At 72.3% G+C, this 26103-nt stretch carries 21 protein-coding genes; 10 read left to right on the plus strand and 11 right to left on the minus strand.

Translation table 11 applies throughout. The features are described 5' to 3' along the window. Nucleotides 1–161: 161 nt before the first annotated feature. Nucleotides 162–1601, plus strand: coding sequence for an NADP-dependent phosphogluconate dehydrogenase (gndA, locus tag ACIQI8_RS03995; protein ID WP_124002241.1), 1440 nt, complete (start codon nucleotides 162–164; stop codon nucleotides 1599–1601). Nucleotides 1602–2236: 635 nt separating this feature from the next. Here gndA and ACIQI8_RS04000 read toward each other — a convergent pair. The 3 genes from ACIQI8_RS04000 to ACIQI8_RS04010 form a co-directional block, all read right to left on the minus strand. Then, a complete protein-coding gene (locus ACIQI8_RS04000) occupies nucleotides 2237–2593 on the minus strand; it encodes a GNAT family N-acetyltransferase (protein WP_402344665.1) in 357 nt (118 codons plus the stop codon). A 156-nt stretch (nucleotides 2594–2749) separates the two neighbouring features. Beyond that, on the minus strand, nucleotides 2750–3322 hold the full coding sequence (locus ACIQI8_RS04005; protein WP_402344668.1) for a hypothetical protein: 573 nt from the start codon (nucleotides 3320–3322) through the stop codon (nucleotides 2750–2752). 196 nt (nucleotides 3323–3518) lie between these two features. Continuing rightward, nucleotides 3519–5417: an ABC transporter ATP-binding protein gene (locus tag ACIQI8_RS04010; protein ID WP_402346664.1), complete on the minus strand. Its 1899-nt coding sequence runs from the start codon at nucleotides 5415–5417 to the stop codon at nucleotides 3519–3521. Nucleotides 5418–5597: 180 nt separating this feature from the next. On the opposite strand from ACIQI8_RS04010, the gene ACIQI8_RS04015 reads away from it, so the two are divergent. Continuing rightward, entirely contained in the window at nucleotides 5598–6578 is a 981-nt protein-coding gene (locus tag ACIQI8_RS04015) for a YbhN family protein (RefSeq protein WP_402344671.1), read from the plus strand. Nucleotides 6579–6603: 25 nt separating this feature from the next. Here ACIQI8_RS04015 and ACIQI8_RS04020 read toward each other — a convergent pair whose 3' ends face one another. Further along, nucleotides 6604–7317 carry an SDR family oxidoreductase gene (locus ACIQI8_RS04020; RefSeq protein ID WP_402344674.1) on the minus strand — a complete coding sequence of 238 codons (714 nt, stop codon included), beginning with the start codon at nucleotides 7315–7317 and terminating at the stop codon, nucleotides 6604–6606. Nucleotides 7318–7652: 335 nt separating this feature from the next. On the opposite strand from ACIQI8_RS04020, the gene ACIQI8_RS04025 reads away from it, so the two are divergent. Continuing rightward, nucleotides 7653–8753: a mechanosensitive ion channel family protein gene (locus tag ACIQI8_RS04025; RefSeq protein ID WP_402344677.1), complete on the plus strand. Its 1101-nt coding sequence runs from the start codon at nucleotides 7653–7655 to the stop codon at nucleotides 8751–8753. A gap of 1 nt (nucleotide 8754) precedes the next feature. Here ACIQI8_RS04025 and ACIQI8_RS04030 read toward each other — a convergent pair whose 3' ends face one another. After that, entirely contained in the window at nucleotides 8755–10305 is a 1551-nt protein-coding gene (locus ACIQI8_RS04030) for a M1 family metallopeptidase (RefSeq protein ID WP_402346666.1), read from the minus strand. A 273-nt stretch (nucleotides 10306–10578) separates the two neighbouring features. On the opposite strand from ACIQI8_RS04030, the gene ACIQI8_RS04035 reads away from it, so the two are divergent. After that, nucleotides 10579–12795, plus strand: coding sequence for an NADP-dependent isocitrate dehydrogenase (locus ACIQI8_RS04035; protein ID WP_402344680.1), 2217 nt, complete (start codon nucleotides 10579–10581; stop codon nucleotides 12793–12795). A gap of 86 nt (nucleotides 12796–12881) precedes the next feature. Next, nucleotides 12882–13055, plus strand: a complete 174-nt coding sequence (locus tag ACIQI8_RS04040) for a Scr1 family TA system antitoxin-like transcriptional regulator (protein WP_402344683.1) — start codon at nucleotides 12882–12884, stop codon at nucleotides 13053–13055. 159 nt (nucleotides 13056–13214) lie between these two features. Here the strand turns inward: ACIQI8_RS04040 and ACIQI8_RS04045 are convergent, their stop codons facing one another. Continuing rightward, complete coding sequence (locus ACIQI8_RS04045; protein ID WP_402344686.1) at nucleotides 13215–13400, minus strand: hypothetical protein; 186 nt, start codon at nucleotides 13398–13400, stop codon at nucleotides 13215–13217. Between the two features lie 218 nt (nucleotides 13401–13618). Between ACIQI8_RS04045 and ACIQI8_RS04050 the strand changes: the two genes are divergently transcribed. Together ACIQI8_RS04050 and ACIQI8_RS04055 are read left to right on the plus strand one after the other, a co-directional pair. After that, entirely contained in the window at nucleotides 13619–14977 is a 1359-nt protein-coding gene (locus ACIQI8_RS04050; RefSeq protein WP_402344689.1) for a bifunctional o-acetylhomoserine/o-acetylserine sulfhydrylase, read from the plus strand. Further along, nucleotides 14978–16135 (plus strand): homoserine O-acetyltransferase, encoded by a 1158-nt coding sequence (locus ACIQI8_RS04055; protein ID WP_402344692.1) that lies wholly within the window; start codon nucleotides 14978–14980, stop codon nucleotides 16133–16135. It abuts the gene before it with no gap. A gap of 101 nt (nucleotides 16136–16236) precedes the next feature. On the opposite strand, the gene ACIQI8_RS04060 is transcribed toward ACIQI8_RS04055, so the two are convergent. Further along, nucleotides 16237–17340 carry a DNA glycosylase AlkZ-like family protein gene (locus tag ACIQI8_RS04060; protein WP_402344695.1) on the minus strand — a complete coding sequence of 368 codons (1104 nt, stop codon included), beginning with the start codon at nucleotides 17338–17340 and terminating at the stop codon, nucleotides 16237–16239. Nucleotides 17341–17443: 103 nt separating this feature from the next. Here ACIQI8_RS04060 and ACIQI8_RS04065 point away from each other — a divergent pair, with 103 nt between their 5' ends. Together ACIQI8_RS04065 and ACIQI8_RS04070 are read left to right on the plus strand one after the other, a co-directional pair. Then, nucleotides 17444–18235 (plus strand): N-formylglutamate amidohydrolase, encoded by a 792-nt coding sequence (locus tag ACIQI8_RS04065; protein WP_402344698.1) that lies wholly within the window; start codon nucleotides 17444–17446, stop codon nucleotides 18233–18235. Nucleotides 18236–18310: 75 nt separating this feature from the next. After that, nucleotides 18311–19534 carry a cytochrome P450 gene (locus ACIQI8_RS04070; RefSeq protein WP_402344701.1) on the plus strand — a complete coding sequence of 408 codons (1224 nt, stop codon included), beginning with the start codon at nucleotides 18311–18313 and terminating at the stop codon, nucleotides 19532–19534. 63 nt (nucleotides 19535–19597) lie between these two features. Here ACIQI8_RS04070 and ACIQI8_RS04075 read toward each other — a convergent pair whose 3' ends face one another. From ACIQI8_RS04075 to ACIQI8_RS04085, 3 genes are all read right to left on the minus strand, one after another. Beyond that, nucleotides 19598–20071 carry a hypothetical protein gene (locus tag ACIQI8_RS04075; protein WP_402346668.1) on the minus strand — a complete coding sequence of 158 codons (474 nt, stop codon included), beginning with the start codon at nucleotides 20069–20071 and terminating at the stop codon, nucleotides 19598–19600. Nucleotides 20072–20139: 68 nt separating this feature from the next. Continuing rightward, nucleotides 20140–20715, minus strand: a complete 576-nt coding sequence (locus ACIQI8_RS04080) for an RNA polymerase sigma factor (protein WP_402344702.1) — start codon at nucleotides 20713–20715, stop codon at nucleotides 20140–20142. 80 nt (nucleotides 20716–20795) lie between these two features. Then, nucleotides 20796–22208 (minus strand): S8/S53 family peptidase, encoded by a 1413-nt coding sequence (locus ACIQI8_RS04085; RefSeq protein ID WP_402344704.1) that lies wholly within the window; start codon nucleotides 22206–22208, stop codon nucleotides 20796–20798. Between the two features lie 150 nt (nucleotides 22209–22358). Between ACIQI8_RS04085 and ACIQI8_RS04090 the strand changes: the two genes are divergently transcribed. Next, nucleotides 22359–24923 (plus strand): CHAT domain-containing protein, encoded by a 2565-nt coding sequence (locus ACIQI8_RS04090; RefSeq protein ID WP_402346670.1) that lies wholly within the window; start codon nucleotides 22359–22361, stop codon nucleotides 24921–24923. Between the two features lie 87 nt (nucleotides 24924–25010). On the opposite strand, the gene ACIQI8_RS04095 is transcribed toward ACIQI8_RS04090, so the two are convergent. Further along, on the minus strand, nucleotides 25011–25928 hold the full coding sequence (locus ACIQI8_RS04095; protein ID WP_402344706.1) for an SDR family NAD(P)-dependent oxidoreductase: 918 nt from the start codon (nucleotides 25926–25928) through the stop codon (nucleotides 25011–25013). Nucleotides 25929–26103 lie beyond the last annotated feature (175 nt).

The following is a 26103-nucleotide window of genomic DNA, read 5'->3' on the forward strand; positions in this document are numbered from 1 at the left end:
TTTCGGCTGAGGCAGGTGGGGTCGGCTGTACGTATCTGCGGACGGCATGTCACGCACTCCGGACGTGCGCCCCACGTACCGGCACGTCAGGATGGTCGGTGGGGCGATACTGACGGGCACGACCGGCACCACCGAAATCGGATCCTCTAGGAGCCAACCGAATGAGCACTTCAGCCCAGATCGGCGTCACGGGTCTCGCGGTCATGGGCCGCAACCTCGCCCGTAACTTCGCCCGCAACGGCTATACGGTCGCGCTGCACAACCGGACGGCGGCGCGCACGCACGCCCTGGTCGAGGAGTTCGGGAACGAGGGCGACTTCATCGCGGCCGACACCGCCAAGGAGTTCGTCGCCGCGCTGGAGCGGCCCCGGCGGCTGGTCATCATGGTCAAGGCCGGCGATCCCACCGATGCGGTGATCCAGGAGTTCGCCCCGCTCCTGGAGCCCGGCGACATGATCATCGACGGCGGCAACGCGCACTTCGCGGACACCCGCCGCCGCGAGCGCGACCTGCGCGAGCAGGGCATCCACTTCGTCGGCATGGGCGTCTCCGGCGGCGAGGAGGGCGCGCTGCACGGACCGAGCATCATGCCGGGCGGCCCGAAGGAGTCCTACGACTCGCTCGGCCCGATGCTGGAGAAGATCTCCGCGAAGGCCGCGGACGAGGCGCCCTGTGTCACGCACGTGGGCCCCGACGGCGCCGGGCACTTCGTGAAGATGGTCCACAACGGCATCGAGTACGCCGACATGCAGCTGATCGGCGAGGCGTACCAGCTGCTGCGCGATGTCGCCGGGTACTCCCCGGCGCAGATCGCCGAGATCTTCCGCACCTGGAACACGGGCCGGCTCGACTCGTACCTGATCGAGATCACCGCCGAGGTGCTGTCCCACGTGGACGCGGAGACGGGCAAGCCGTTCGTCGACGTGGTCGTCGACCAGGCCGAGCAGAAGGGCACCGGCCGCTGGACGGTTCAGATCGCCCTCGACCTCGGCGTCCCGGTCTCCGGCATCGCGGAGGCGGTCTTCGCCCGCTCCCTGTCCGGTCACGCGGCGCTGCGCGAGGCCTCGCGCGGCCTGGCGGGTCCGACGGCGTCGCCGCTGGGCGAGGCCGAGGCGGGTGCCTTCGCCGACCAGGTCGAGCAGGCGCTGTACGCGTCGAAGATCGTGTCGTACACGCAGGGCTTCCACGAGATCGCGGCGGGCAGCGACGAGTACGACTGGAACATCGACCTCGGCGCGGTCTCCTCGATCTGGCGCGGCGGCTGCATCATCCGCGCGGCCTTCCTCGACCGCATCCGCGAGGCCTACGACACCCGTCCCGACCTGCCGAGCCTGCTCTCCGACGAGACGTTCGCGCGGGAGATCGCGGCGGCCCAGGACGACTGGCGCGAGGTGCTGATCGCCGCGACCCGCCAGGGCGTGGCGACCCCGGGCTTCGCCGCGGCCCTCGCCTACTACGACGGTCTGCGCGCGGAGCGCCTGCCAGCCGCGCTGACCCAGGGCCAGCGGGACTTCTTCGGCGCGCACACCTACCGGCGCACGGACAAGGACGGCTCGTTCCACACGCTGTGGGGCGGAGACCGCTCGGAGGTCACCGCGTAGCGCTCGCGCACGCCGGCAGCGGGATAGGAACAAGGAGACGGTGGTGGGGGGGCCCCCCCCGGGGCCCCCCCCCCCCCCCCCGGGCGGGGGGGGGGGGGGGGGGCCGGGGCCCCCCCCCCCGGGGGGGGCCCGGGGGCGGGGGGGCCCGCCTCCCCCCGGGGGGGGGGGCGCCCCCCGGGCGCCCCCCCCCCGGCCCCCCCCCCCCCCCCCCCCCCCCCCCACCCCACCGGGGCGGGGGGCCCCCCCCCCCCCCCGGCCCCCCCCACCACCGTCTCCTTTCGCGTGTCCGCTCAGGTCAGCGGCGAACCCGGCTCCGGGGCCGGCAGCGGGTCCGGGCGGACCGGATCAGGCGTGGGGGCCGGGCCCGGCGGTGCCGGTGCCGGAGGCGGCGGAGTGGGGGTCGGAGGCGGCGGGCTCGGCGTGGGGGCCGGGCCGGGCGGCGCCGGCTCGGGGCCCGGCGGGTACGGGTCCGGCACGGGGGCCGGTCCGGGCGTGGGGCTCGGGTAGGGCTCGGTCATCTGGGCCTCCGGGTTGTGGGTCGGTTTCTGCTCCGGACTACTCCCGCGTACCCGACACCCGCGTTCACACTCGCCCTCACGTGTGACGGTGTGCGGACCAAGTGGGTCCTGGGGCCGTCAGAACCGCCCGGGGTGCGCCACCAGCCACTCCTTCGCGGCGCGCAGCAGCTCCGGGTCGGCCTGCGGGGCGACCTCGGGATGGCGGGCGGCCCACTTGACGACGTACGGGCACAGCGGGGCGACGACGATGCCCTCGCGCTCGGCGATGGCGTACACCTCGCGCGCGAGCTGCCCCGCGATGCCCTTGCCCTCGTGGGCCGGCTCCACGATCGTGTGGACCGGGACCAGGGCGCGCGCGGGGGATTCGAGGACGAAGTACTGGATGTGGCCGACGACTTCGCCGTCCGCGCCACCGTCGCCGAAGGCCTCCAGGCGGCCCGCCGCCCGGTCGTCGCGGATCTCGATGTCGCTCATGAACACGCTCCTGGGAATCGGCGGATCAGGCCGGTGCGGCCGGCGTCGGTCACCCGAGCGTAACTGACGATGATCACCCGATCACCAGAAATCCGGGACGGGCGACGGCCACCCGGCGAGGAGTCCCGCCGTGCGGCCGTCGTCACCGATGTCCCGCTACGGGGCCGGGCTCCCCGGCACGGGAAGCGCGGGCAGGGACGGGAGCGCGGGCAGCGACGGCACCGCGCCGCCGAGGACTCCGGTGACCAGGGAGAGCACCGGCGACAACAGCCCGGTGACCGCGCCCAGCACCGCGCCCAGGTCGAGCGAGGACAGCGCCGAGACCAGCTTGTCGACCGCCGACTGCAGCTGGGCGACGGCGTCGGACACGGGGTCGGCGGCCAGGGCCGTCGCGCTGTCGGGAGCGGCGGACCGCTCCTGCATGCGCTGCCGGAGCGAGGCGTACGCGGTCTGGACTGCCTTGCTGTACGCGGCGGCCTCCGTCGCGTCCAGCGGCCGGCCGGTTCGTTCGGTGAGGTCGCTCAGCACGCCGAGCAGGGGGTCGGCCACGGCGGTGCCGTGCACCTCCCGCAGGTCGTCGAGCCATACGCCGAGGTCCTGCGCCCCGGCGGCCGTGGACGCCCCGGGGGCGGACGACTGCGCGGAGGCGGTGCCGACGACGGGGCCGAAGACCAGCGCGGCGCAGAGGAGGGACGGCAGGAGCAGTCCACGGGAAACCAGGGGGGACATGCACATTCCTTTCGGGGGCTGTCAGGTGCAGCTCTCTAGGGCTCACCGTGAGAACCCCGTCGGCACCCCGCAACCGGCCGCGCGCCGGGCTCCCCGCCCCCTTGTGCCGTCGAGAAAGCGTCTACCTGCGCGTTCTCTCCCAGGCACACCGTCTTCCGTTCCGCCCGCGCGTTCGGCCGTCAGGGTACGGGCCGCCTCACGCGGCCGCCTCACGTGAGGTGTCCGCGACCGCGTCCTCGGGCTGCCGCTCGAACTGCGTCCGGTACAGCTCGGCGTACCGTCCACCGGCCGCGAGCAGCTCCTCGTGCGTGCCGCGTTCCACGATCCGGCCCGACTCGACGACCAGGATCTGGTCGGCCGACCGGACGGTGGAGAGGCGGTGGGCGATGACCACCGCGGTACGGCCGGACAGCGCCTCGGCCAGTGCCTCCTGGACGGCGGCCTCCGAGGTGTTGTCGAGGTGGGCGGTGGCCTCGTCGAGGATGACCACGCGCTGACGGGCCAGCAGCAGCCGGGCGATCGTCATGCGTTGGCGTTCTCCGCCGGAGAGCCGGTAGCCGCGCTCGCCGACCACCGTGTCGAGGCCGTCGGGCAGGGACCGTACGAGATCGTCGAGGCGGGAGCGGCGCAGGGCGTCCCACAGTTCGGCCTCGGTCGCGCCGGGCCTGGCCAGGTGGAGATTGGCGCGGACGGTGTCGTGGAAGAGGTGGCCGTCCTGGGTGACCATGCCGAGGGTGGCCCGCAGGGAGGCGCCGGTCAGATCGCGGACGTCGGTGCCGCCGATGCGCACGGCGCCCTCGTCGACGTTGTAGAGGCGTGGCAGGAGTTGGGCGATGGTCGACTTGCCCGCGCCGGAGGAGCCGACGAGAGCGACGGTCCGGCCGGGTTCGGCGCGGAAGGAGATGCCGTGCAGGACCTCGGCGCCGCCGCGGGTGTCGAGGGAGGCGACCTCCTCCAGGGAGGCGAGGGAGACCTTGTCGGCGGCCGGGTAGCCGAAGCGGACGTTCTCGAACTCGACGGCGACCGGTCCCTCGGGCACCTCGTGTGCCGTCGGTTTGTCGGTGATCAGGGGCTCCAGGTCCAGTACTTCGAAGACGCGCTCGAAGCTGACCAGCGCGCTCATCACCTCGACGCGGGCGCCGGCCAGCGAGGTCAGCGGTGCGTACAGGCGGGTCAGGAGGAGGGCGAGGGAGACGACGGCGCCGGGTTCCAGGGAACCGCGCAGGGCGAACCAGCCGCCGAGGCCGTAGACCAGGGCGAGCGCCAGGGACGAGACGAGGGTGAGGGCGGTGATGAACGCCGACTGGGCGGTCGCGGTGCGGATGCCGACGTCACGGACCCGGCGGGCACGGGCCGCGAACTCCTCGGACTCCTCCTCCGGGCGCCCGAAGAGCTTGACGAGAGTGGCGCCGGGGGCCGAGAAGCGCTCGGTCATCCGGGTGCCCATCGCCGCGTTGAGCGTGGCCGCCTCGCGCTGCATGCCGGCCATGCGGCGGCCCATGCGCCGGGCGGGGATCACGAACACCGGGAGCAGTGCCAGCGCGAGCAGGGTGATCTGCCAGGACAGGGTGAGCATGACGGCGAGGGTCAGCAGCAGGGTGACCAGGTTGCTGACCACTCCGGACAGGGTGTTGCTGAACGCGCGTTGGGCGCCGATGACGTCGTTGTTGAGACGGGAGACGAGCGCGCCCGTACGAGTACGTGTGAAGAACGCGACGGGCATGCGCTGCACATGATCGAACACAGCCGTCCGCAGATCGAGGATGAGCCCTTCCCCGAGGGTCGCCGAGAGCCGTCGGCCGAGGATGCCGAGCGCCGCCTCCAGAACCGCCATCAGGGCGATGAGCAGGGCGAGTCGTACGACCGTGCCCTCGTCACCGCCCGACACGATCGCGTCCACGACGCGGCCGGCCAGGACGGGGGTGGCCACGGCGAGCAGTGCGGTCACCACCCCGATCACCACGAACCGGGCGATGCGCGCCCGGTGCGGACGGGCGTAGGCGCCGATGCGGCGCAGGGTGGCGCGGGCGAAGGGGCGGCTCTCCTGTTGGGCGTTCATGACACTCTGCAGCTGTGTCCACGCCGTGGTCTCCATGCTCATGGGAGAGAACCTAGAACCTCAAGCATCCTTGAGGTCAACGCTCTTCCGAAGCCCCCGCTCACACTGGACTGTAAGGACCCCATGGCAGCCCCTCCCCAGCCGCTGTCCGCCTGTAAGCCTCTGGCCGTGATGCAGCCACCCGCCGTTGGCGCGGTGCGGAGAACCTCTTCAGATGTGACCACGGTTCAGCTCCCCGAAGGACCACTCCTCAAAGGACGACTCCCCCGACGCGTCCCGGTCCGCCAGATCCTGTGTCTGCTTCCGCTCCTGCTGGTCGTCGCCGTCGCCGTACAGCACCGGTCAGTGCTGGCCGAGGGCTTCGGCCACCTCCGGGAGGCGCAGTTGCCCTGGCTGCTCGCCGCGGTCGGCGCCACCTGCCTGACCTGGGTGGCGGCCGCCTTCACCCGACAGGGCGCGGTCGTCGACCGGCTGCCCCGACGGCGGCTGCTCGCCACGCAGTTCGCGGCGGGTTCCGCCAACCACCTCCTCCCCACCGGCCTCGGCGCGAGCGCCGTCAACCTTCGGTTCATGTCGGTCTGCGGGATCCCGCTCGCCCGCTCCTCGTCCGCGCTCGCCCTGTACCTGCTGGCGGAGTGCGTGGCCCGGGTGGGCCTGCTGGTGACGCTGCTTCTCGTCTTCCCGGGTGCGCTGCGGTTCGGCGCGCTGCTGCCCGAGGGCGCGATCGGCCCGCTGCTGATCTCCGTCGGCGGCGTACTGCTCGTGGCGGGTGCGGTGTTCGCGTTCGTACGACGGCTGCGGACGGCCGCGCTGTCCTTCCTCCGTACGGCACTGGGCGAACTGCGCTCGGTGCACACCCGTCCCTCCCGGGCCCTCGCCCTGTGGGGCGGGTCGCTCGCCTTCCCCGCGCTGCAGGCCGCCGGACTGGTCCTGGTCGGACAGGCGCTCGGCCTGTCGGTGCCGCCCGCGCACATGGCGGTGGCGTATCTGGCGGCGACGGTCGCGGTCGCGCTGGTGCCGACGCCCGGCGGTATCGGGTCCGTCGAGGCGGCGCTGATCGTGGCGCTGGTGGCGGCGGGCGGTCCGGCGGCCGTGGCGACGGCGGTGGTGCTGGCGTACCGGATCATCACGGTGTGGCTGCCGCTGCTGCCGGGGGCGTTGACGCTGGGGGCGCTGGTGCGGTTGAAGGTGATCTGAGCCCGGTCGGCCGGATCGGGTGGTGTCACCAGGGCACGGGCTTGCCGTCCCGGAAGAATCCGCCGGTCGGCCCGTTGTCGGGCAGGGTGGCCGCCCAGACGATCCCGGCGGCGCCGTCGGCGACTGGCCGGCCACCGCCGCCGCCCATGTCGGTGGCGACCCAGCCGGGGCAGATCGCGTTGACAAGGACGCGCTGGCGGCGCAGTTCGCCGGCGAGCAGGCAGGTGAGGGCGTTGAGCGCGGCCTTGGAGACGCCGTAGGCGGGCGTGCCCCCGCTCATCGACTGCAGGGAGGCGGCCTCGCTGCTGACCATGACCACCCGCGGATGCGGGCTGCGGCGCAGCAGCGGGAGCAGTGCCTGGGTGACCCGCCAGGCCCCGAACAGGTTGGTGTCCAGGGCGCGTTGGACCTCGGCCAGATCGGCGGACCTGGCCTGGGCCCAGGTGTCGTAGAGGATCGCGGCGTTGTTCACGACGACGTCGACGCGCCCCACCTCCCGGGTGACCCACTCGCCCATGGCGGCCACGCTCGCCGCGTCGGCGACGTCGAGCTGTACGGCGCTCACGCGCTCGCCGCGCGGGTCGATCCGGTTCGCGGCGGCCCGGCCCTTGCCGAGGTCACGGGAGCCGAGCAGCACCCGATGCCCTCGGTCGGCGAGCTGGCGCACGACCTCGTACCCGATGCCGCGGTTGGCGCCGGTCACGAGGGCGACCGGCGGGACCGTGCGCTCGACTGACATCGACACTCCCTCGGGACGGGACACGTAGGGGATCACTGCGGGACCTTCAGCCTCGCACAGCGGGCGAACAAACGGCCGGCCGATCAGCGGGGCGGGGTGGACTGTGCGAGATCCGGGGTTCCCGGACGCGACCCGGTGTCCGAGGAGCCGGTGGAGCAGGCCGAACTCGCGGCGGGCACTGTCCGATCCGCGCTGGTCAGGTACGAACTGCCGTGCGGGATAGGGCACGATGAACGCTCGCACTTCCCGTATCGAGCAGGTGGCAACGTGACGACACTTCACATCCGGTACCCGGCGGCAACGCGCGCCGCGCACGCGCTGGTCGGAGGTGACCGGTGACCCGAGGGCTCACCCTGGACGACTGGGTCCACGCCGGAATCGCCCTGGCGGCAGGTCTGTTGGCCGCGTTCCTGCTGCGCATGCTGCTGCGCTGGCTCGGGCGCCACGCCGACCGCACCCGCTGGAGCGGCGACGACGTCATCGTGGAGGCGCTGCGCACGGTCGTGCCGTGGGCGGCGTTCCTCGGCGGAGTCGCGTCGGCGGGCGCCGCGCTGCCGTTGACGAAGTCGGTCCAGCACCACGTCAATCAGACGCTGACCGTGGTGCTGATCTTCGTCGTCACGCTGGCGTCGGCCCGGGTGATCGCCGGTCTGGTGCGGGCGGTCACCCAGTCCCGCTCCGGGGTCGCCGGGTCGGCCACGATCTTTGTGAACATCACCCGGGTGCTGGTCCTGGCCATCGGCTTCCTGGTGGTCCTGCAGACGCTGGGCATCTCGATAGCCCCGATGCTCACCGCCCTGGGCGTCGGCGGTCTCGCGGTCGCGCTCGCCCTCCAGGACACCCTGGCGAACCTCTTCGCGGGCATCCACATCCTCGCCTCCAAGACCGTGCAGCCCGGCGACTACATCAAGCTGAGCAGCGGCGAGGAGGGCTACGTCGAGGACATCAACTGGCGTCAGACGACGGTCCGGGCGCTGTCCAACAACCTCGTCGTCATCCCCAACGGGCAGCTCGCCAAGACGAACATGACCAACTTCATGCGTCCCGAGCAGGACCTGACGATCCTGGTCCAGGTCGGGGTCGGCTACGACAGCGACCTGGAGCACGTCGAGCGCGTCACCCTGGAGGTCATCGCGGACGTGATGACCGGGATCAGCGGCGCCCTTCCGGAGCACGAACCGGCGGTCCGCTTCCACACGTTCGGCGACTCCCGGATCGGCTGCACGGTGATCCTGGGCGTCGGCGAGTTCAGCGACCAGTTCCGCATCAAGCACGAGTTCATCAAGCGGCTGCACCGGCGTTACCGCGAGGAGGGCATCCGGATCCCGGCGCCCACGCGGACGGTGGCGCTGCAGCAGGGATCGGTGTCGATTCCGCAGCAGCGCAACTCGGAATCGGAGGGGGTGGGCGACATGACCGCCGCCCACCCCGAGTGACCTACAGCGTCGCCGAGTTGTCGTGGTGCCCGCTCGTCCGCTTGCGCGGCGCGAGCGAGGAACTCGCGGGCGTGACCGTCCAGTCCGGGTGACCGGGCATCCGGGGGGTCTTCGTGCCGTAGAGCCAGTCGCGCAGGAAGCCCGACAGGTCCTGGCCGGAGACCTCCGAGGCGACGGCGATGTAGTCGTCCGTCGTCGCCGAGGAGTTGCGGAAGCGGGCCAGGAAGGTGGACTCGATGTTCGCGAAGACGCTCTCGCCGACCAGCTGGCGCAGGGCGTACAGCACCAGCACACCGCCGAGGTAGCGCTGGTTGTCGAACAGGTTGGCCTCGTTGGGCGCGGCCACCGGACCGGAGTCGCGGCGCCACTGGTCGCCGAGCGCGTAGGTGTTCTTCATCCGGGCTTCCATCGTGGTCAGGCCGATGGAGTCCGCCCAGCCGCGCTCGTAGCGGTACAGCAGCCCGTAGAAGTCGGCGTGTCCCTCGTTCAGCCACAGGTCGGCCCAGTTGCCGGGGCTGACGAGGTTGCCGAACCAGGAGTGGACCAGCTCGTGCATCATGTGCGAGCCGATGCTCTTCTCCGGCTGGAGCAGGAAGTTCGGCTTGTACAGGGTGAGGGTCTGCGTCTCCAGGCCGGTGAAGTCGAAGGCGTCCCCCTTGTCCGTGTTGGCCGGCAACAGTCCGTACGTCTCGAACGGGAAGGCGCCCAGGCGCGCCTCCAGCCACTGGACCAGGTTCGGGGTGAGGGCGAGCGCCGGTTCGAGGGCGGCGGCGCGGGCGGCCGGGACGACATCGCGCAGGGGCAGGCCGTTGGGGCCCTGCCGGTCCTTGATCACGTAGTCGCCCACGGTGATCTGCGCCAGTTCGGTGGCCATCGGCTCGCGGGACTTGTACGAGTACGCGGTGCGGCCGTCGGCCAGCGTCTCGGTGCCGGTGAGCAGGCCGTTGGCGACACCGCGCGTTCCCGCGGGGGCGGTGACGCGGAAGGTGAAGTCCGCCTTGTCCGAGGGGTGGTCGTTGCACGGGAAGACGGTGTGCGCCGAGTTGGGCTGCGGGCAGATCGCGAAGCCGTCCGGGGTGACGACCCAGGCGGTGTGCGGGAGGGCACGGGCCGGGTCGGCGCCGTACTCGACGCAGATCGTCGTGCGGAGCTTCGCGGGCAGCGGGCGGGCGGGGGTGATCCGCAGCTTCTCGCCCACCTGCTCGAACGTGGCGGCCCGGCCGCTGACGCGGACGGCGCGTATGTCCAGGCCCAGGGCGTCCAGGGAGAGCCGGGTGAGGGCCTGGGTGGTGGTTATCCTCAGGGTCGCCTCGCCGTCGACCAGCTTGGTGGTCGCGTCGTAGGCGAGGTCGAGGTGGTACGCGGAGACCCGGTAGCCGGCATTGCCGAGGCTCGGGTAGACGGAGTCCCCCAACGTCTCGGGCCCGGGCGTGCCCGCGCCCTTGGTGCCCCCGTCGATGGTGGCCGCCGAGGCCTGCGAGCCGATGGTCAGGGCTGCGGCGGTGCCGATCAGTGCGGCAGCCGGGGCGGTCACTCTGGTGCGATATCTCATGATCCGCTTTCGCTCGGGCGGCCGGGTGGTCGGTCCGGCCGTCGGATGAGTCGTGCGCTGGCGTCGCACGACCCGGGTCATCCACCCGAGTTGTGCGATCACCCCTCTATGACTCCAAGATCGTGCGGGGAGGTTGCATCGCGGGCGCACGATGTTGTCGGGAATCGAAAGCACGGTGTTGTAAGGAAGTCGGGACGGACCGCTGTCGAGCCGACCTCGGTCACGAGATATCTTGATGTCGAGCAATGTTGCAGACGTGGAGCGGAGCACCCGGTGACTGACTCGACCATCTTCTATACGCACACCGACGAGGCCCCGGCCCTGGCGACGTATTCGTTCCTGCCGGTGGTCCAGGCGTACGCCTCGCAGGCGGGGGTCGCCGTGGAGACGCGGGACATCTCGCTGGCCGGGCGGATCATCGCCCTGTTCCCGGAGTACCTGACCGAGGACCAGCGGATCCCGGACGCCCTCCATGAGCTCGGAGAGCTGGCCAAGACGCCCGAGGCCAACATCATCAAGCTGCCGAACATCTCGGCGTCCATCCCGCAGCTCAAGGCCGCCGTCGCCGAGCTGCAGAGCCAGGGCTACGCGCTGCCGGACTACCCGGACGACCCCAAGACCGACGAGGAGCGGGACATCCAGTCCCGCTACGACAAGGTCAAGGGCTCCGCCGTGAACCCGGTGCTGCGCGAGGGCAACTCCGACCGGCGCGCCCCCGCCTCGGTCAAGAACTACGCCAAGACCCACCCGCACCGCATGGGCGCCTGGACCCCCGAGTCCAAGACCAACGTGGCGACGATGGGTGTGGACGACTTCCGCTCCACCGAGAAGTCCGCGGTGATCTCCGAGGCGGGCTCGCTGCGCATCGAGCTGGTCGGCGACGACGGCACCACCACGGTGCTGCGCGAGTCGGTACCGGTCCTCGCGGACGAGGTCGTCGACGCGTCCGTGCTGCACGTGGCGCCGCTGCGCGAGTTCCTCACCGCGCAGATCGCCCGCGCCAAGGCCGAGGGCGTGCTGTTCTCCGTGCACCTCAAGGCCACGATGATGAAGGTCTCCGACCCGATCATCTTCGGTCACGTGGTGCGCGCCTTCTTCCCGAAGACCTTCGCCGCGTACGGCGAGACGCTCGCCGCGGCCGGCCTGACCCCGAACGACGGTCTGGGCGGTATCTACAAGGGCCTGGAGGCGCTGCCCGAGGGCGCTGAGATCAAGGCCTCCTTCGACGCCGAGCTCGCCGAGGGCCCGGCCCTCGCCATGGTCGACTCCGACAAGGGCATCACCAACCTGCACGTGCCGTCCGACGTGATCGTCGACGCCTCGATGCCGGCCATGATCCGCACCTCCGGCCACATGTGGGGCCCGGACGGCCAGGAGGCCGACACCCTCGCGGTGCTGCCGGACTCCTCGTACTCCGGCGTCTACCAGGTCGTGATCGACGACTGCCGTGCCAACGGCGCCTACGACCCGTCCACGATGGGTTCGGTCCCGAACGTCGGTCTCATGGCGCAGAAGGCCGAGGAGTACGGCAGCCACGACAAGACCTTCGAGATCCCGACCACCGGCACGGTCCGCCTCGTCGACCAGGCCGGCAACGTGGTGATCGAGCAGGCCGTCTCGGCCGGCGACATCTTCCGCGCCTGCCAGACCAAGGACGCGCCGATCAGGGACTGGGTGAAGCTGGCCGTCACCCGCGCCCGCGCCACCGGCAGCCCGGCCGTCTTCTGGCTGGACGAGACCCGCGCGCACGACGCCAACCTGATCGCCAAGGTCAACGCCTACTTGGCGGAGCACGACACCGAGGGTCTGGACATCCGGATCCTCAACCCGGTCGAGGCGACCAAGCTGTCGGTGGAGCGCATCCGCCGCGGCGAGGACACCATCTCCGTCACCGGCAACGTGCTGCGCGACTACCTCACCGACCTCTTCCCCATCCTGGAGCTGGGCACCAGCGCCAAGATGCTGTCGGTGGTTCCGCTGATGGCGGGCGGTGGCCTGTTCGAGACGGGCGCCGGCGGCTCCGCGCCCAAGCACGTCCAGCAGCTGGTCAAGGAGGACTACCTGCGCTGGGACTCGCTCGGCGAGTTCTTCGCGCTGGTCCCGTCTCTTGAGCAGTACGCCGAGTTCACGGGCAACGCGCGGGCCAAGGTCCTCGCCGACACCCTCGACCGCGCCACGGCGACCTTCCTCAACGAGGACAAGTCCCCGACCCGTCGCGTCGGCGGCATCGACAACCGCGGCAGCCACTTCTTCCTCTCCCTGTACTGGGCGCAGGAGCTGGCCGCGCAGACCGACGACGCGGACCTGGCCAAGGCCTTCGCGCCGCTGGCCGAGACCCTCGCCGCCAACGAGGAGAAGATCGTCGGCGAACTGCTCGCCGTCCAGGGCTCCCCGGCCGACATCGGCGGCTACTACCAGCCCGACCCGGCCAAGGCCGCGAAGGTCATGCGCCCGTCGACCACCTGGAACGAGGCGCTCGCGTCCCTGTGACGCCCGCCTGATCCCGCACGCGGCCCCGGCCGGGTCCTCCCGGCCGGGGCCGCGGTGTTCACTACGGCGAGGTGCTGCCCTCGGGCATGGCCACCTACACCGGCCCGGAGGCCGACGCCCGCGTCCTGCGCTGCTACGAGCCGACGTTCGTGCACCGCCTGCTGCGGACCGAGAAGTACGCCCGTGCCGTGATCGCGGGCCCGGCGGCCCAACGAGCCTTCCGAAGTGGACCGCGTGGGCGCCCTTGGCGGTCGGCATGACCTGGATCGTCACGTTCGGCAGGGCCGTCGCCTCGATCAGGTATTCCAACTGGGCCGCCATGGCGCGCGGGCCGCCGACCGGGCGGCGCAAGGCGCTCTCCTGTCCTGGCCGGCACCTTTTCCCCCCCTGGAGTTCGAACCCCGCACCCCCACGGTCGTCTACGTCAACTCCATCGCCGGCAACGGGGAGCCGTTCCGGGTCGGCCTCGCGGTGCCGTACGCCGAGTCGCTGCGCACCGAGTCGCTGCCGAGCGCGGCCCAGGCGCCGCCGGCCCGCAGGCCGAGCCGTCCGCAACCGCTGGTCCAGCCCTGCCGCGGCGGCTGTTCATGAAGGCTCTGTGTCACGCGTGACGGGACGCTGGTCCGCGCCGATCATCCGTGGTTCGCTCGTCGTATGACGGTGCTCGTGACCCGGCGCCACGTCGACTACGTGCGCGTGACCACCACTGCGTGTTGTGCCGTGAGCTGACGCTCCCCTCCGGCCCTCCCTCACTCTCCGCTGCCGTGCCCACGCGTGCCTGAACGCGTGCGCCGGCACGCCCCTTCGCACGAGGAGCAGCACCATGAGCCAGCCGATCGACTCCGTCACCGCCGGTCACACGCCCGAGGACGAGCCCGCGGGCCCCGACACCTCGGCCTGGTCCTTCGAGACCAAGCAGATCCACGCCGGTGCCACGCCCGACCCGACCACCGGTGCCCGGGCGACGCCGATCTACCAGACGTCGTCGTTCGTGTTCCGGGACACCCAGCACGCCGCCGACCTGTTCTCGCTCGCCGAGCCCGGCAACATCTACACCCGCATCCACAACCCCACCCAGGACGTCTTCGAGCAGCGCGTGGCCGCGCTGGAGGGCGGTGTCGCGGCCGTGGCACTGGCCTCCGGACAGGCGGCGGAGACCCTGGCGATCCTCACGCTGGCGAGTGCGGGCGACCACATCGTCTCCAGTACGTCGCTGTACGGCGGCACCTACAACCTCTTCCGGCACACCCTGCCGAAGCTGGGCATCGAGGTCTCCTTCGTCGACGACCCCGATGACGTCGAGGCCTGGCGGGCGGCGATCAGGCCGAACACCAAGGCGCTGTTCGCGGAGACGCTGGGCAACCCGCGCGGGAACGTCCTCGATGTGCGGGCGGTCGCGGACGCGGCCCACGCGGCGGGCGTACCGCTGATCGTCGACAACACGGTGCCGACTCCCTATCTGCTCCGCCCCATCGAGCACGGCGCGGACATCGTCGTGCACTCGGCGACCAAGTTCCTCGGCGGACACGGGACGACCATCGCGGGGGTCGTCGTGGACGGCGGCACCTTCGACTTCGGCGCGCACACCGAGCGGTTCCCGGACTTCACCGAGCCCGACCCGAGCTACCACGGCCTCCAGTACTGGCCCGCCCTCGGCCCGGGCGCCTTCGCGATCAAGCTGCGGGTCCAGCTGCTGCGCGACCTCGGCCCGGCCCTCTCCCCGCACTCCGCGTTCCTGCTCCTCCAGGGCGTGGAGACGCTGAGCCTGCGCATCGAGCGCCACTCGTCGAACGCCCAGGCGCTGGCCGAGTGGCTGGAGCAGCGGGACGAGGTCGCGGCCGTCCACTATCCGGGGCTTCCGTCCAGCCAGTGGTACGAGGCCGGGCAGACGTATCTCCCGCGCGGAGCCGGCGCCGTCGTCTCCTTCGAACTGCGGGACGGGGTCGAGGCGGGCAAGCGGTTCGTGGACGCCGTCGAGCTGTTCAGCCACCTGGCCAACATCGGTGACGTCCGCAGCCTGATCATCCACCCGGCGTCCACGACCCACAGCCAGCTGGACGAGGGGCAGTTGGCCGCCACCGGGACCTCGCCGGGTCTGGTGCGCCTGTCGGTCGGCATCGAGAACCTCGCCGACCTCAAGGCCGACCTGGAGGCCGGATTCCGCGCGGCCAAGGGCGCGTAGGTGCCGGCCGCTGCCGCCGCTGCTGCTGAAGGTCCCCTCCCGCCGGCCACCGGGGCCTGGCGGGAGGGGGACCCGCCCGGGCGGCGCCGGTGGTACACCCCGGAGAAGCCGCTCCCGCTGGAGGCGGGCGGTGAACTGCCGGGCGCACGGCTGGCGTTCGAGACCTGGGGGCGGCTCGCGCCCGACCGCGCCAACGCCGTCCTCGTCCTGCACGCCCTCACCGGCGACAGCCATGTCGTGGGTCCGGCCGGGCCCGGTCACCCGACCGCCGGCTGGTGGGACGGGCTGGTCGGCCCCGGGCTCGCGCTCGACACCGACCGCTGGTTCGTCGTCGCCCCGAACGTCCTGGGCGGCTGCCAGGGCAGTACGGGACCGGCCTCGACGCGTCCCGACGGGCGCCGGAGCTGGGGCGGCTCCTTCCCGTTCCTGACCCAGCGCGACCAGGTGGCCGCCGAGGCCGGTCTCGCCGACTGGCTGGGGGTCGAGCGGTGGGCGCTCGTCGTCGGCGGGTCGATGGGCGGGATGCGGGCGGTGGAGTGGGCGGTGTCCCACCCCGAGCGCACCGGCGCGCTGCTGCTGCTCGCCACCACGGCGGCGGCGAGCGCGGAGCAGATCGCCTGGTCGAACATCCAGGTGCACGCCGTCCGCAGCGACCCGCACTGGCAGGGCGGCGACTACCACGGCACCGGCCACGGCCCGCACACCGGGCTGGGCCTCGCCCGCCGGCTGGCCCACGTCACCTACCGCAGCGAACCCGAACTCCGGATCCGCTTCGGCCGATCACCCCAGGGCACGGAGGATCCCTGGAACGGCGGCCGCTACCAGGTCGAGTCCTACCTCGACCACCACGCCGCCAAGCTGATCCACCGCTTCGACGCGGGCAGTTACGTGGTCCTGTCCGAGGCCATGAACGCCCACGACGTCGGCCGGGACCGCGGCGGCACCCGGGCCGCGCTGAGCCGGGTCACCGCACGCACGCTGGTCGCGGGCGTCGACTCCGACCGCCTCTACCCGCTCGCCCAGCAGGCCGAGTTGGCCACGCTGATCCCGACGGCCGACCAGCTCCGGGTGATCGAGTCGCCGTACGGACACGACGGGTTCCTGATCGAGACGGAGCAGGTCGGGGCGCTCGTACGGGAACTCCTGGCTCCTGTGTGACCGTCGGCGCCGGCTGACGCGTCAGCGTCCGTGCCGGAGCCGGAGCCGGTGCCGGTGCCAGTGCCAGTGCCGAGGGCCGGTGCCGGCGGCCGAGCCGGAGTTCAGTCGGGCAGGACGAGTTCCAGGTCGAGCCAGCGGGCCAGATCCTCGATCTCGCGGTCGATCTCCGCGGTCATGGCCTCGGTGAACGGCACGTCCCGGTGGAGCGCGTTCACCTTCAGCACCCCGGCCTTCCGGTCGGCGGCGGCGTCGAGTTTGCCGACCAGTCGGTCGCCGTACAGGACCGGCAGCGCGAAGTAGCCCCAGCGGCGCTTGGCGGCGGGCTTGTACATCTCCAACTGGTAGTCGAACTCGAACAGTTCTGTCGTCCGCTTGCGGTCGTGGACCAGCCGGTCGAAGGGCGACAGCAGGGCCGCCCGCCCCGCGAAGGTCCGGCCCAACTGCCCCGGGTCCACGCGCCACTTGCCGCGCACGCCCTCGACGACGGCCGGTTCGCCCGCCTCACCCACGTCCACCGGCTCCACCTGGCACTCGGGTCCGCGGGCGCGGGCGATGCCCAGGGCGCGCAGCCGCCGCTCGTCCCGGATCCGCAGCGCCTCCTCCACCGGGACCGCCGGGGCGTCCGGGTAGACGCGGTCCGCGAGATCCCAGAGCCGGTCGCTGCCCGTGCGTCCTGCGACGGCGACCTCGCCGCGCTGGACCATGAGCTCCAGGAGCTTGGTGACGTTCCGGTTGTTGGTCCAGCCGCTGGAGCGCCATGGCTCGGCGCAGGTGTCCGGGAGAGCACGGGAGGCCAGTGGCCCCTCGGCCCGCAGTCGGTCGAGGATGTCCCGGCGGCAGGCGTCGTTGGCCGCGACCCAGGTGCGGTGGTACTCGCGCCACGACGAGGGAGTCCCGCGCTCGGGCCACTCCGCCATCTCGGCGCGGTACAGCGCGAGATCCTCGGCGGGCCGGATCATCGCCTGCAGCTCCAGCAGCGTCCGCTTCCCCAGCGCGGCGGTCGCCTCGGCCGGCCCGTACGACGAACCGAGTCTGCTCCACGCCACCAGGTCGGCATTGGGTGCGACCGCGGCGACCGGGTCGATCTGCAGCAGGGTCAGCCCGCGCACCACGTCGAGCAGCCCGGCCGGCCGCGAGGCGTCCAGCAGTTGGGCTCGCACGGCGATACGGCGGGCGTCGGCTCGCGACAGCTCGTGGACGGTCATGACCCGAGGCTAGGCGACACCACGTCCGTGCCTGTCGATGTGGCACCTTTGATGCTGCCACGCACCACTGACAACGCCCCTTCAACGCCTCTTGGAGCAGCCAGTGCCGCCCGCGCCGTTCGAGCTTCTGCCCGGCCCCGCCGACTCACCCGTGATCCTGCACGTGCCGCACTCCGCGCGGGTGATTCCGGCCGACGTGCGCTCGGGGATCGTGCTGGACGACACGGCGTTGGAGCGGGAGTTGGACCACATCACGGACGCGCACACCGCCGAACTCGCCGAGGCCGCGGCCGAGTTGGCGGCCGTCACGCCCTGGCGGTTCGTCAACCGGCTGTCGCGGCTGGTCGTCGATCCGGAGCGGTTCCCCGACGAGCGGGAGGAGATGCTGTCGGTCGGGATGGGCGCGGTGTACACGCGGACCACGCACCGGGGGGAGCTGCGGCCCGCGGACAGCGATCCCGAGCCGCTGATCGACCGCTTCTTCCGGCCGTACGCGCAGGCGATGACGGAGGCGGTGGCGGATCGGCTGGCCGCCACCGGACGGGCCGTCGTCATCGACGTGCACTCCTATCCCACGGCGGCGCTGCCCTACGAGCTGCACGGCGAGGGTCCCCGGCCGCCGGTCTGCCTGGGCACCGACTCCTTCCACACGCCGCCCGAGCTGCTGGCGGCCGCGCGGGAGGCGTTCGCGGAGTGCGGGGAGACGGGGGTGGACAGTCCGTTCGGCGGGACGTACGTACCGCTGGAGTTACACGGGAGGGATCCGCGGGTGGCCGCCCTCATGGTGGAGATCAGGCGGGATCAGTACATGACCGAGCCTGGTGGGCTCGCCGGCCCCGGGTTGACCCGGCTGGCTACGGCGCTGGCCGCCCTCGTGGACTCCGTACCGGGCTGACCGCCCCCTGGCGTCCGGACTCCGGCTGGAGCACTCCCGCGCGACAGGCGGCCGGGGGCCGGTGAGGGTGGGTTCATGACCGAGGATCCCACCCTGCTGACCGCCCAGGCACCGCCCCCGGTGCGCGACTGGCCCGCGCTCGACCTCGCCGGTCCCGACGACTTCGACCCGGTGCTCGCGGAGCTGATGCGCGAGGGCCCGCTGACCCGTATCCGGCTGCCGCACGGCGAGGGCTGGGCATGGCTGGCCACCCGGTACGACGACGTGAAGGCGATCACCAACGATCCGCGGTTCGGCCGCGCGGAGGTGACCCGTCGTCAAGTGACGCGACTGGCACCGCACTTCAAGCCGCGTCCCGGCTCGCTCGCCTTCGCCGACCAGCCCGACCACAACCGGCTGCGCAAGCCGGTCGCGGGTGCCTTCACGGTCGGTGCGATGAAGCGGCTGCGGCCGCGCGCGCAGGAACTGCTGGACGAGCTGGTGGACGGGGTCGTTCGGGACGGGCCGCCGGCCGATCTGATCGAGCGGGTCCTGGAGCCCTTCCCGCTCGCCGTGGTCAGCGAGGTCATGGGCGTGCCCGCCGAGGACCGGGAGCGGGTGCACTCCTGGACCCGGCAGATCATCTCCACCTCCGGCGGGGCCGAGGCCGCCGACCGGGCCAAGAACGGCATGTACGGGTGGATCACCGACACCATCCGGGCCCGGGCGCACAGCACCGGCCAGGACGTGTACTCGCTGCTCGGCGCCGCCGTCGGGCGGGGCGAGATCAGCGAGGAGGAGGCGGTCGGGCTCGCCGGGCCGCTGCAGATCGGCGGCGAGGCCGTCACCCACAACTGCGGCCAGATGCTGTTCCTGATCCTTACCCGGCCGGAGCTGAGGGAGCGGATGCGCGAACCGGAGGCCCGCGGAGCCGTCCTCGACGAACTCTTGCGTCACATCCCGCACCGCACCTCGGTGGGCTTGGCGCGCATCGCCCTGGAGGACGTCGAGCTGCACGGCCACCGCATCAGCGCGGGCGATCCGGTGTACGTGTCCTACCTGGCCGCCAACCGCGACCCGGCGGTCTTCCCCGACCCGGACCGCATCGACCCGGACCGCGACCCCAACCCGCACCTGGCCTTCGGCAACGGCTCGCACTACTGCACCGGCGCCGTCCTGGCCCGGCTGCAGACCGAACTGCTGGTCGGCACGCTCCTGGACCGGTTGCCGGGCCTGCGTCTGGCGGTCCCCGCCGATGAGGTGGTCTGGCGCCGCCGGACGATGATCCGGGGGCCCCAGAACCTGACTGTCACCTGGTGACGGGCGCTCGCTGACAAGTGAGCGGTGAGCTGTGTCGGGCACCGGTGAGCGGGGCCCGACCGCTCAGGCCGTCAGCCAGTCCGTGACGACGGTCCCCTCGTCCGTCCGCAGCCGCAGGGCGAACGGACCGGCGGGGGGTTCCGCCGAGGTGAAGCGGCCCATGTCGTCCGTCGTCAGCGCGGAGCCGCCCTGCGGTCCTCTGAGGACCTCGATGCGGGCCGTCTGCGGTGGCAGCACCTGACCCATCAGGCCCTGCGCGGTCAGTTCCACGTCGACGGTCAGCCCGCCCACGTGGAAGGTCAGCATCCGCGGTACGTCCACGGCGCCTCTGACCGGGATGGCGTCGGTGACCGAGTCGAAGGTCAGCTCGGCGATTCGGGCGTCGAGGTGGTGCAGGGCGAAGGCCTCGACGGCGAGCTGCTGGAGCTGTGCGGGGACCGGGTCCAGGATGCCCGCGGCCCGGCGCAACTCCTCTTCCAGCAGGTCGAGTTCGAAGTCGTCGCCGAAGTCGTCGCCGTGGGCGTCGTCGCCGCTCATGTCGTCCAAGCCGTCCATGTCGTCCGGGCCACCCGCACCGTCTGTGCCGTCTGTGCCGTCGATGTTCGTCACACCGCACCCCGTGCTTCGAGTCGTGCCCGCAGCCGGCGCAGACAGCGCTGGCGCAGCGGTCCGATGCTGCCGACGGCGATGCCCAGCGAGGCGGAGACCTCCTGGTAGCTGGGCGGCTGCGTGGCCATCAGGACGCGCAGCAGTTGCCGGCACCGCTCGCCGAGTTCGGCGAACTCCTGCCACAGGTGGCGGACGCGCTCGCTCTGGGCGGCGGCCTCCTCCGAGTCCAGCAGCGACTGTTCCGGCGTACTGTCCTCGCTGACCCGGTCCAGGAGCTGCGGGTCGTCCGTCGGGGTCAGTCGCTTCATGCTCCTGATGACCTTCAGGCTCTCGTGCCGCGCCGTGCTCGCGAGCCAGGAACCGGCCTTCTCGGGTTCCCGGATCCGGCCCAGGTGCTGGGCGAAGCGGAACCACACGGTCTGGTAGACCTCGTGCGCGTCGGCATCGGAGAGCCGGTACGCGCGCACGACGGACCACACCAGTGGGCTCAGCCCTTCAACGAGCGCCTTCCAGGCCGCCGCATCACCGTCGACGGCGGACTGGACCAACGCGCCGACATCTGCTCGGTCCACGGCCTCACCCCTCGTGTACGGCATGTCATCGTACGCCGTGACGGGGGTGGCCCAGGACCGTGACCTCCAGTGGATCGCGTTCATACCGACGTGGTGGGAATCGCGCGCCACGTGGGCGGCCGGAGCGCCGGGACGTGCGCCCCCCGCACCTCCGCGATCTCCGTGTTGCCGGAGAGCAGCAGACGCGCGGCGGCGCGCGGGTCCTGCTCCTTGTTCGCCGTCATGTAGGAGGCGACCAGGCCGGCGGCGACCGGCGTGGCGAAGGACGTGCCGCTCCACTGCGCGAACCCCTCGAAGATCACCTGGTCCGGCGTGGGGTGGGAGCCGTCGTCGCTCAGCACGCCCGCGTGGCTCGGGTACTGGCAGGTGCAGTGGTAGGTGAAGCCGAAGCGGCAGGCGTCGTAGGTGGAGTGCTGGTAGATGTACGGGACGGGCACGTCGAAGCCGGTGAGGGAGCTGGTGAGGCGCTCGCCGGGGGCGTAGACGTTCACCCAGGCGCCGTGGTTGCTGAAGCAGGCGCCGAACTCGCCGTCGCTGCGCAGCGCGCCGACCGACAGGACGGCGTCCGCGTAGTCGGGCAGGGAGGCGTAGGCGGCGGGCCAGAACGGGGTGGCGCTGGCGTTGTTGCCGGCCGCGGCCACCAGCAGGGTGCTCTGGTCACGCAGCGCGGCCATGAAGCCGTCCAGGCCCAGCAGTCCGTCGACGCGGCCGTTGGAGGTGCCGGCGGAGAGGCTGAGGATGTCCGGCCACCCGTCCCGCTCGACGGCGTCGAAGAGCAGCTCGCCGAACTCGGACTCCAGGACCGCGCCGGCGTCGTTGAGCGTGTTGCGCACCGTGATGTCGGTGTTGGGTGCGACCGCCGCGAGGAGTCCGGCGATGAACGTGCCGTGCCCGACGTACTGCTGGAGGATCCCGTTCACGGTCTCCTGGACCTGCGGGTCGCCCTGGGTGTTGGCCAGCAGCGGGTAGGAGGCGAAGTCGTGGGTGAGGCCGTTGTCTATCACCAGGACACGGACGGCGGTGTCCTCGTGGGCGTCCTCGGCCGCGGCCGGGTTGGGCGGCTGGCTGAAGGGGACGGGCACGGGCTCGTCACCGGGACAGGAGTTCACCGCGATGGACACGATGTGGTTACGGCTGACCAGTCGGCGTCCGGTGCGTCCTTCCTGCTCCCGCAGCGCGCGCAGGGCGCCCGCGACCGCGCGGTCACCGCGCCCGTCGCCGTGGCCGGGGTCGCCGACCTGGATGCGGGTGATGCCGGAACGGTTGGTCTGCGGGCTGACCCGCTGCACCCGGTCCGCGACCAGCCCCGTGGTCCGGTCGAAGTGGGTGCGTACGGTGTCCTCGACGAGCTGGGCCTCCTCGCCGTCCCGGGCGAGGACGACACCCTTCTCGTAGATGAACTCGGCCGCGTCGTCCGGGCCGAGGGCGAGCGGGGTGTCGGGCATCGAGCGTTGGATCTGGTCGAACTGCTCGTGGAAACGCTGAGGTGCCATGGCGTGTCCTCCTCCACTGGGGCGGTGGTCGTCAGTCAGAGCCGCGGGGCCGTCGTTTGATACAGCGCCAAACCGATGTGGTGTGCAACCGGGACCACTACCATCCTTTGGGTGACAGCGGGAAGCGACGCGGTGCTTGAACTGCTGCCGATGGTGTTCGCCGCCCCCAAGGACGCGCTGGCGAGGGCGGAAGGTGTGCTCGAAGCCGATCCGTCGCTGCTGCACGCCTCCATCGCCCACCAGGTGATCGGCATCTGGCAGCGGGACTGGGGCGACATGAAGCTCGCCCTGCATCACCTGCGGCGGGCGCGGGATCTCGCGGCGCGCGCGGACTCGGCCGACCGGGAGGCGGATGTCCTGGCCGCGCTCGGGGTCGCGTTGGTGCACGCGGGGCGCACTCAGCAGGGTCTGGCCGCGCTGGAGCGCGGGGTGGAGCGCGGCACCGGCCACACCCGCGCGCGCGTGCTGTTCCGGCGGGCGTACGCCGGCTGGGTGCTGGGCCGGCACCGGGAGGCCCTGGAGGACGTACGCAAGGCGATTCCCGTGCTGCGGCAGGCGGAGGACACCATCTGGGTGGCACGCGCGCTGACGCTGCGTGCGACCGTGCACCTGGCGCTGGGCGCGGTGGACCGCGCGGACGCCGACTTCACGGCCGCCGAGGCGCTGTGGGACACCACCGGCCAGGAACACGACAAGGCGGACGCGGTGGAGAGCCGTGGCCTGGCCGCGTTCCGGTCGGGCGACATCCCGGTGTCCCTGCGCCTGTTCGACGAAGCCGAGGAACGGTACGCGAAGCTCGGTACGCCGTCCTTCATGCTCTACATCCGGCGCTGCGAGGTGCTGATGGCGGCCGGGCTCGCCCCGGAGGCACTGGCCGAGGCGGACGCGGCGATCGGGGTGCTCGACGGCATCGGCGGTCAGGCCACCCGCAAGGCGGAGCTGCTGCTGGTCGCGGCCCACGCGGCCCGGCGGGCGGGCGATCCGCATACGTCGATCGCGCGCGCGGAGCTGGCGGTGCGGCTGTTCGCCGGGCAGCGGCGGCCCTGGTGGGAGGCGCACGCCCGGCTGGTATTGATCCAGGCGCGGGTGGCCGCGGGGCGGGGCTCGGGGCGACTGGTCGCCGACGCCGCCGCGGTGGCCGACAAGCTCGCCTCCTTCGGCGCCCCCGCCGCGCCGGAGGCCTCCCTCCTGGCGGGCCGGATCGCGCTGGGCCTGGGCTGGACGGCGGATGCGGAACGGCATCTGACGGTGGCCGCCCGCAGCCGGCACAGCGGGCCGCCGCTGGCCCGGATGACGGGCTGGGCGGCGCGGGCGCTGCTGGCCGAGTCCGCCGGTTCGAGCCGGGGTGTACTGGAGGCGTGCCGGCGCGGTCTCGACGTGCTGGACGACCATCGGATGACGCTCGGCGCCTCGGAGTTGCGGGCCCGCGCCACCGAACAGGGCGCGGAACTGGCCGCGTTGGCACAGCAGGCGAGCGTGGAGTCCGGCGGACCGCGGCGGTTGCTGGTGTGGAGCGAGCGCTGGCGGGCCACCGTGCTGTCCGCGCCGCCGACCCGGCCGCCGGCCGATCCGGTGCTGCTCGGCGATCTCACCTCCTTCCGGGTGATCGCCGCCCAGGCGGAGGAGGCCCGCATGGAGGGACGTCCGCTGCCCGCCCTGGAGCGCGAACAGCGGCGCCTGGAGCGGGAGATCCGCTCCCGCACCCTGCACATGCGCGGCGACGCCCCCGGCGACGAGACCCGCTTCGACCCCGCTCGGCTGCTGGCCCGGCTCGGCGAGGTGCGGCTGGTGGAACTGGCCGTGCTGGACGGGCGGGTCCAGGTGCTGCTGTGCGGGGAGGGCCGGGTCAGGCGGTTCGAGGCGGGGCTGGTCGCCGACGCCGAGCGCGAGGCCGAACACGTCCAGGCGGGCCTGCGGCGGCTGGCCCACCCCGGGGCGGATGCCCGGCTTCCGCTGGTCGAGGCGATGGGACGCCGGCTGGAGGAGCTGCTGCTGGGACCGGCGGCCGCGCACCTGGGCTCGGGGCCCGTGGTCGTCGTACCGCCCGGGCGGCTGCACCAAGTGCCGTGGGCCCTGCTGCCGTCGCTGCGCGAGCGAGTGCTCAGCGTGTCGCCGTCGGCGAGCAGCTGGCTGCGCGCCCGGGAGACCGAGCCGCCGCCCGGTGGACGCCATGTGCTGGTACGCGGACCAGGCCTCGCGACCGGTGGCGCCGAGGTGCCCGAACTGGCCGACCGGTACGGCAGGCCGATCCTGCTGGAGCACGACGAGGCGCGGGTGCCGCGGGTGTTGCGGGAGCTCGACGGCGCGGCGCTCGCGCACATCGCCGCGCACGGGGTCTTCCGCGCCGACAGCCCGCTGTTCTCGTCGTTGCGGATGGCCGACGGTCCGCTGATCGTCCACGACTTCGAACGGCTCGCCCGCAGCCCGTACCGGATCATCCTGTCCAGCTGCGACACCGCCCGCCTCGCCTCGGTCGGCGCGGACGAGCTGCTCGGCCTGGTCACCGCGCTGTTGCCACTCGGCACGGCCGGGGTGGTGGCGAGCAGCGCGCCGGTCAACGACGCGGCCGTCGTCCCGCTGATGCTCGCCCTGCACAAGGGCCTCAGCGCGGGCCTCTCCCTGGCGGAGGCCCTGCGTGACGCCCGGGCCGCGCTGCCGGGCGACGCGATGCACCAGGCGACGGGCTGGGCGTTCGCGGCGTTCGGGGCGGCCTGAGCGGGAATCCGGGGCGGGCGGGAGGACGTCACGTGCGACGCCGCTCAGGGCAGCGGATGCCTTCGGTCGCGGCCATCTGCCGGTGGTTCACCCCCCGACTCCCGTCAGAGCGGCCGACGCCTGCCACAGGTCGGCGGCCTTCGCCTCGTCGAGACCGACCCGGCCCGGCCTGCGCACGGTGGGGTGGCCCTTGATGCTGCCGAAGCCGTCCGGGCCGACGTAGGCGTTGCCCGGCACGTCCTGCGTGGCCGCGAACAGGACCGGCAGGGCGCCGTGTTCCGGGTCGTTGAGCAGGAACGCAAGGCGGTTGACGGCATTCGCCGAGGAGTGCGCGGCCAGTGAGGTCGTGGCGATGCCGGGGTGGGCGAGCACCGACTTCACCTGGCTGCCGGACGCGGTCAGCCGGCGCTGGAGTTCGAGGGAGAACAGGACGACCGCGAGCTTGGAGTCCCGGTAGGCGTGCATCGGGTGGTAGGTGCGCGACCGCCAGTCCAAGTCGGCGACATCCAGCCTGGATTGGCGGTGCAGCTGGCTGGTCACACTCACGACGCGGTCGGTCAGGTACGGCAGGAGCAGGCCGGTCAGTGCGAACGGACCGGTGTAGTTCGTCGCGGTCTGCACGTCGAGACCGTCGGCGGTGCGCGCCGCCGGGACATCCATGACACCGGCGTTGTTGATGAGGACGTCCAGGTCGCCGGTCCACTGCTGGGCGAACTCCCGTACGGAGCCCAGGTCCGAGACGTCCAGCCGCCGTACGTCGAAGTCCCCGGGCAGCCCGGCGATCGCCCGGCGGCCCTGCTCCGGGCTGCGCACCCCCAGCACGACCCGGGCACCGACGCGGCCCAACTCGCGGGCGGTGATGAGCCCGAGACCACGGCCGGCGCCGGTGACGAGGACCGTCCGTCCGGTCATGTCCGGCAGGTCGGCGGCTGTCCACTTGCCCGTCCGCCGGCCCGTTCGCATGTCCGTCCTCTTGTCCGTCCTCTTGTCCGCCCGCTTGTCCATGGGGACCTCCTCCGTTCGCTCGCCGCGGTGTCGGTCACCGCGGAACCACGACCAGTCCACGGCACCCGGCGGCGCGGATGAAGGATCCGCTCATCCACTGACTCGCGGTCCGTGGCTGCGGGCGTCCGGGCCTGCGACGATGCATGGACCGGCGTACGGAGTGCGGCGGACTTCG

The organism is Streptomyces sp. NPDC092369 (assembly GCF_044755245.1).
GTDB lineage: Bacteria > Actinomycetota > Actinomycetes > Streptomycetales > Streptomycetaceae > Streptomyces.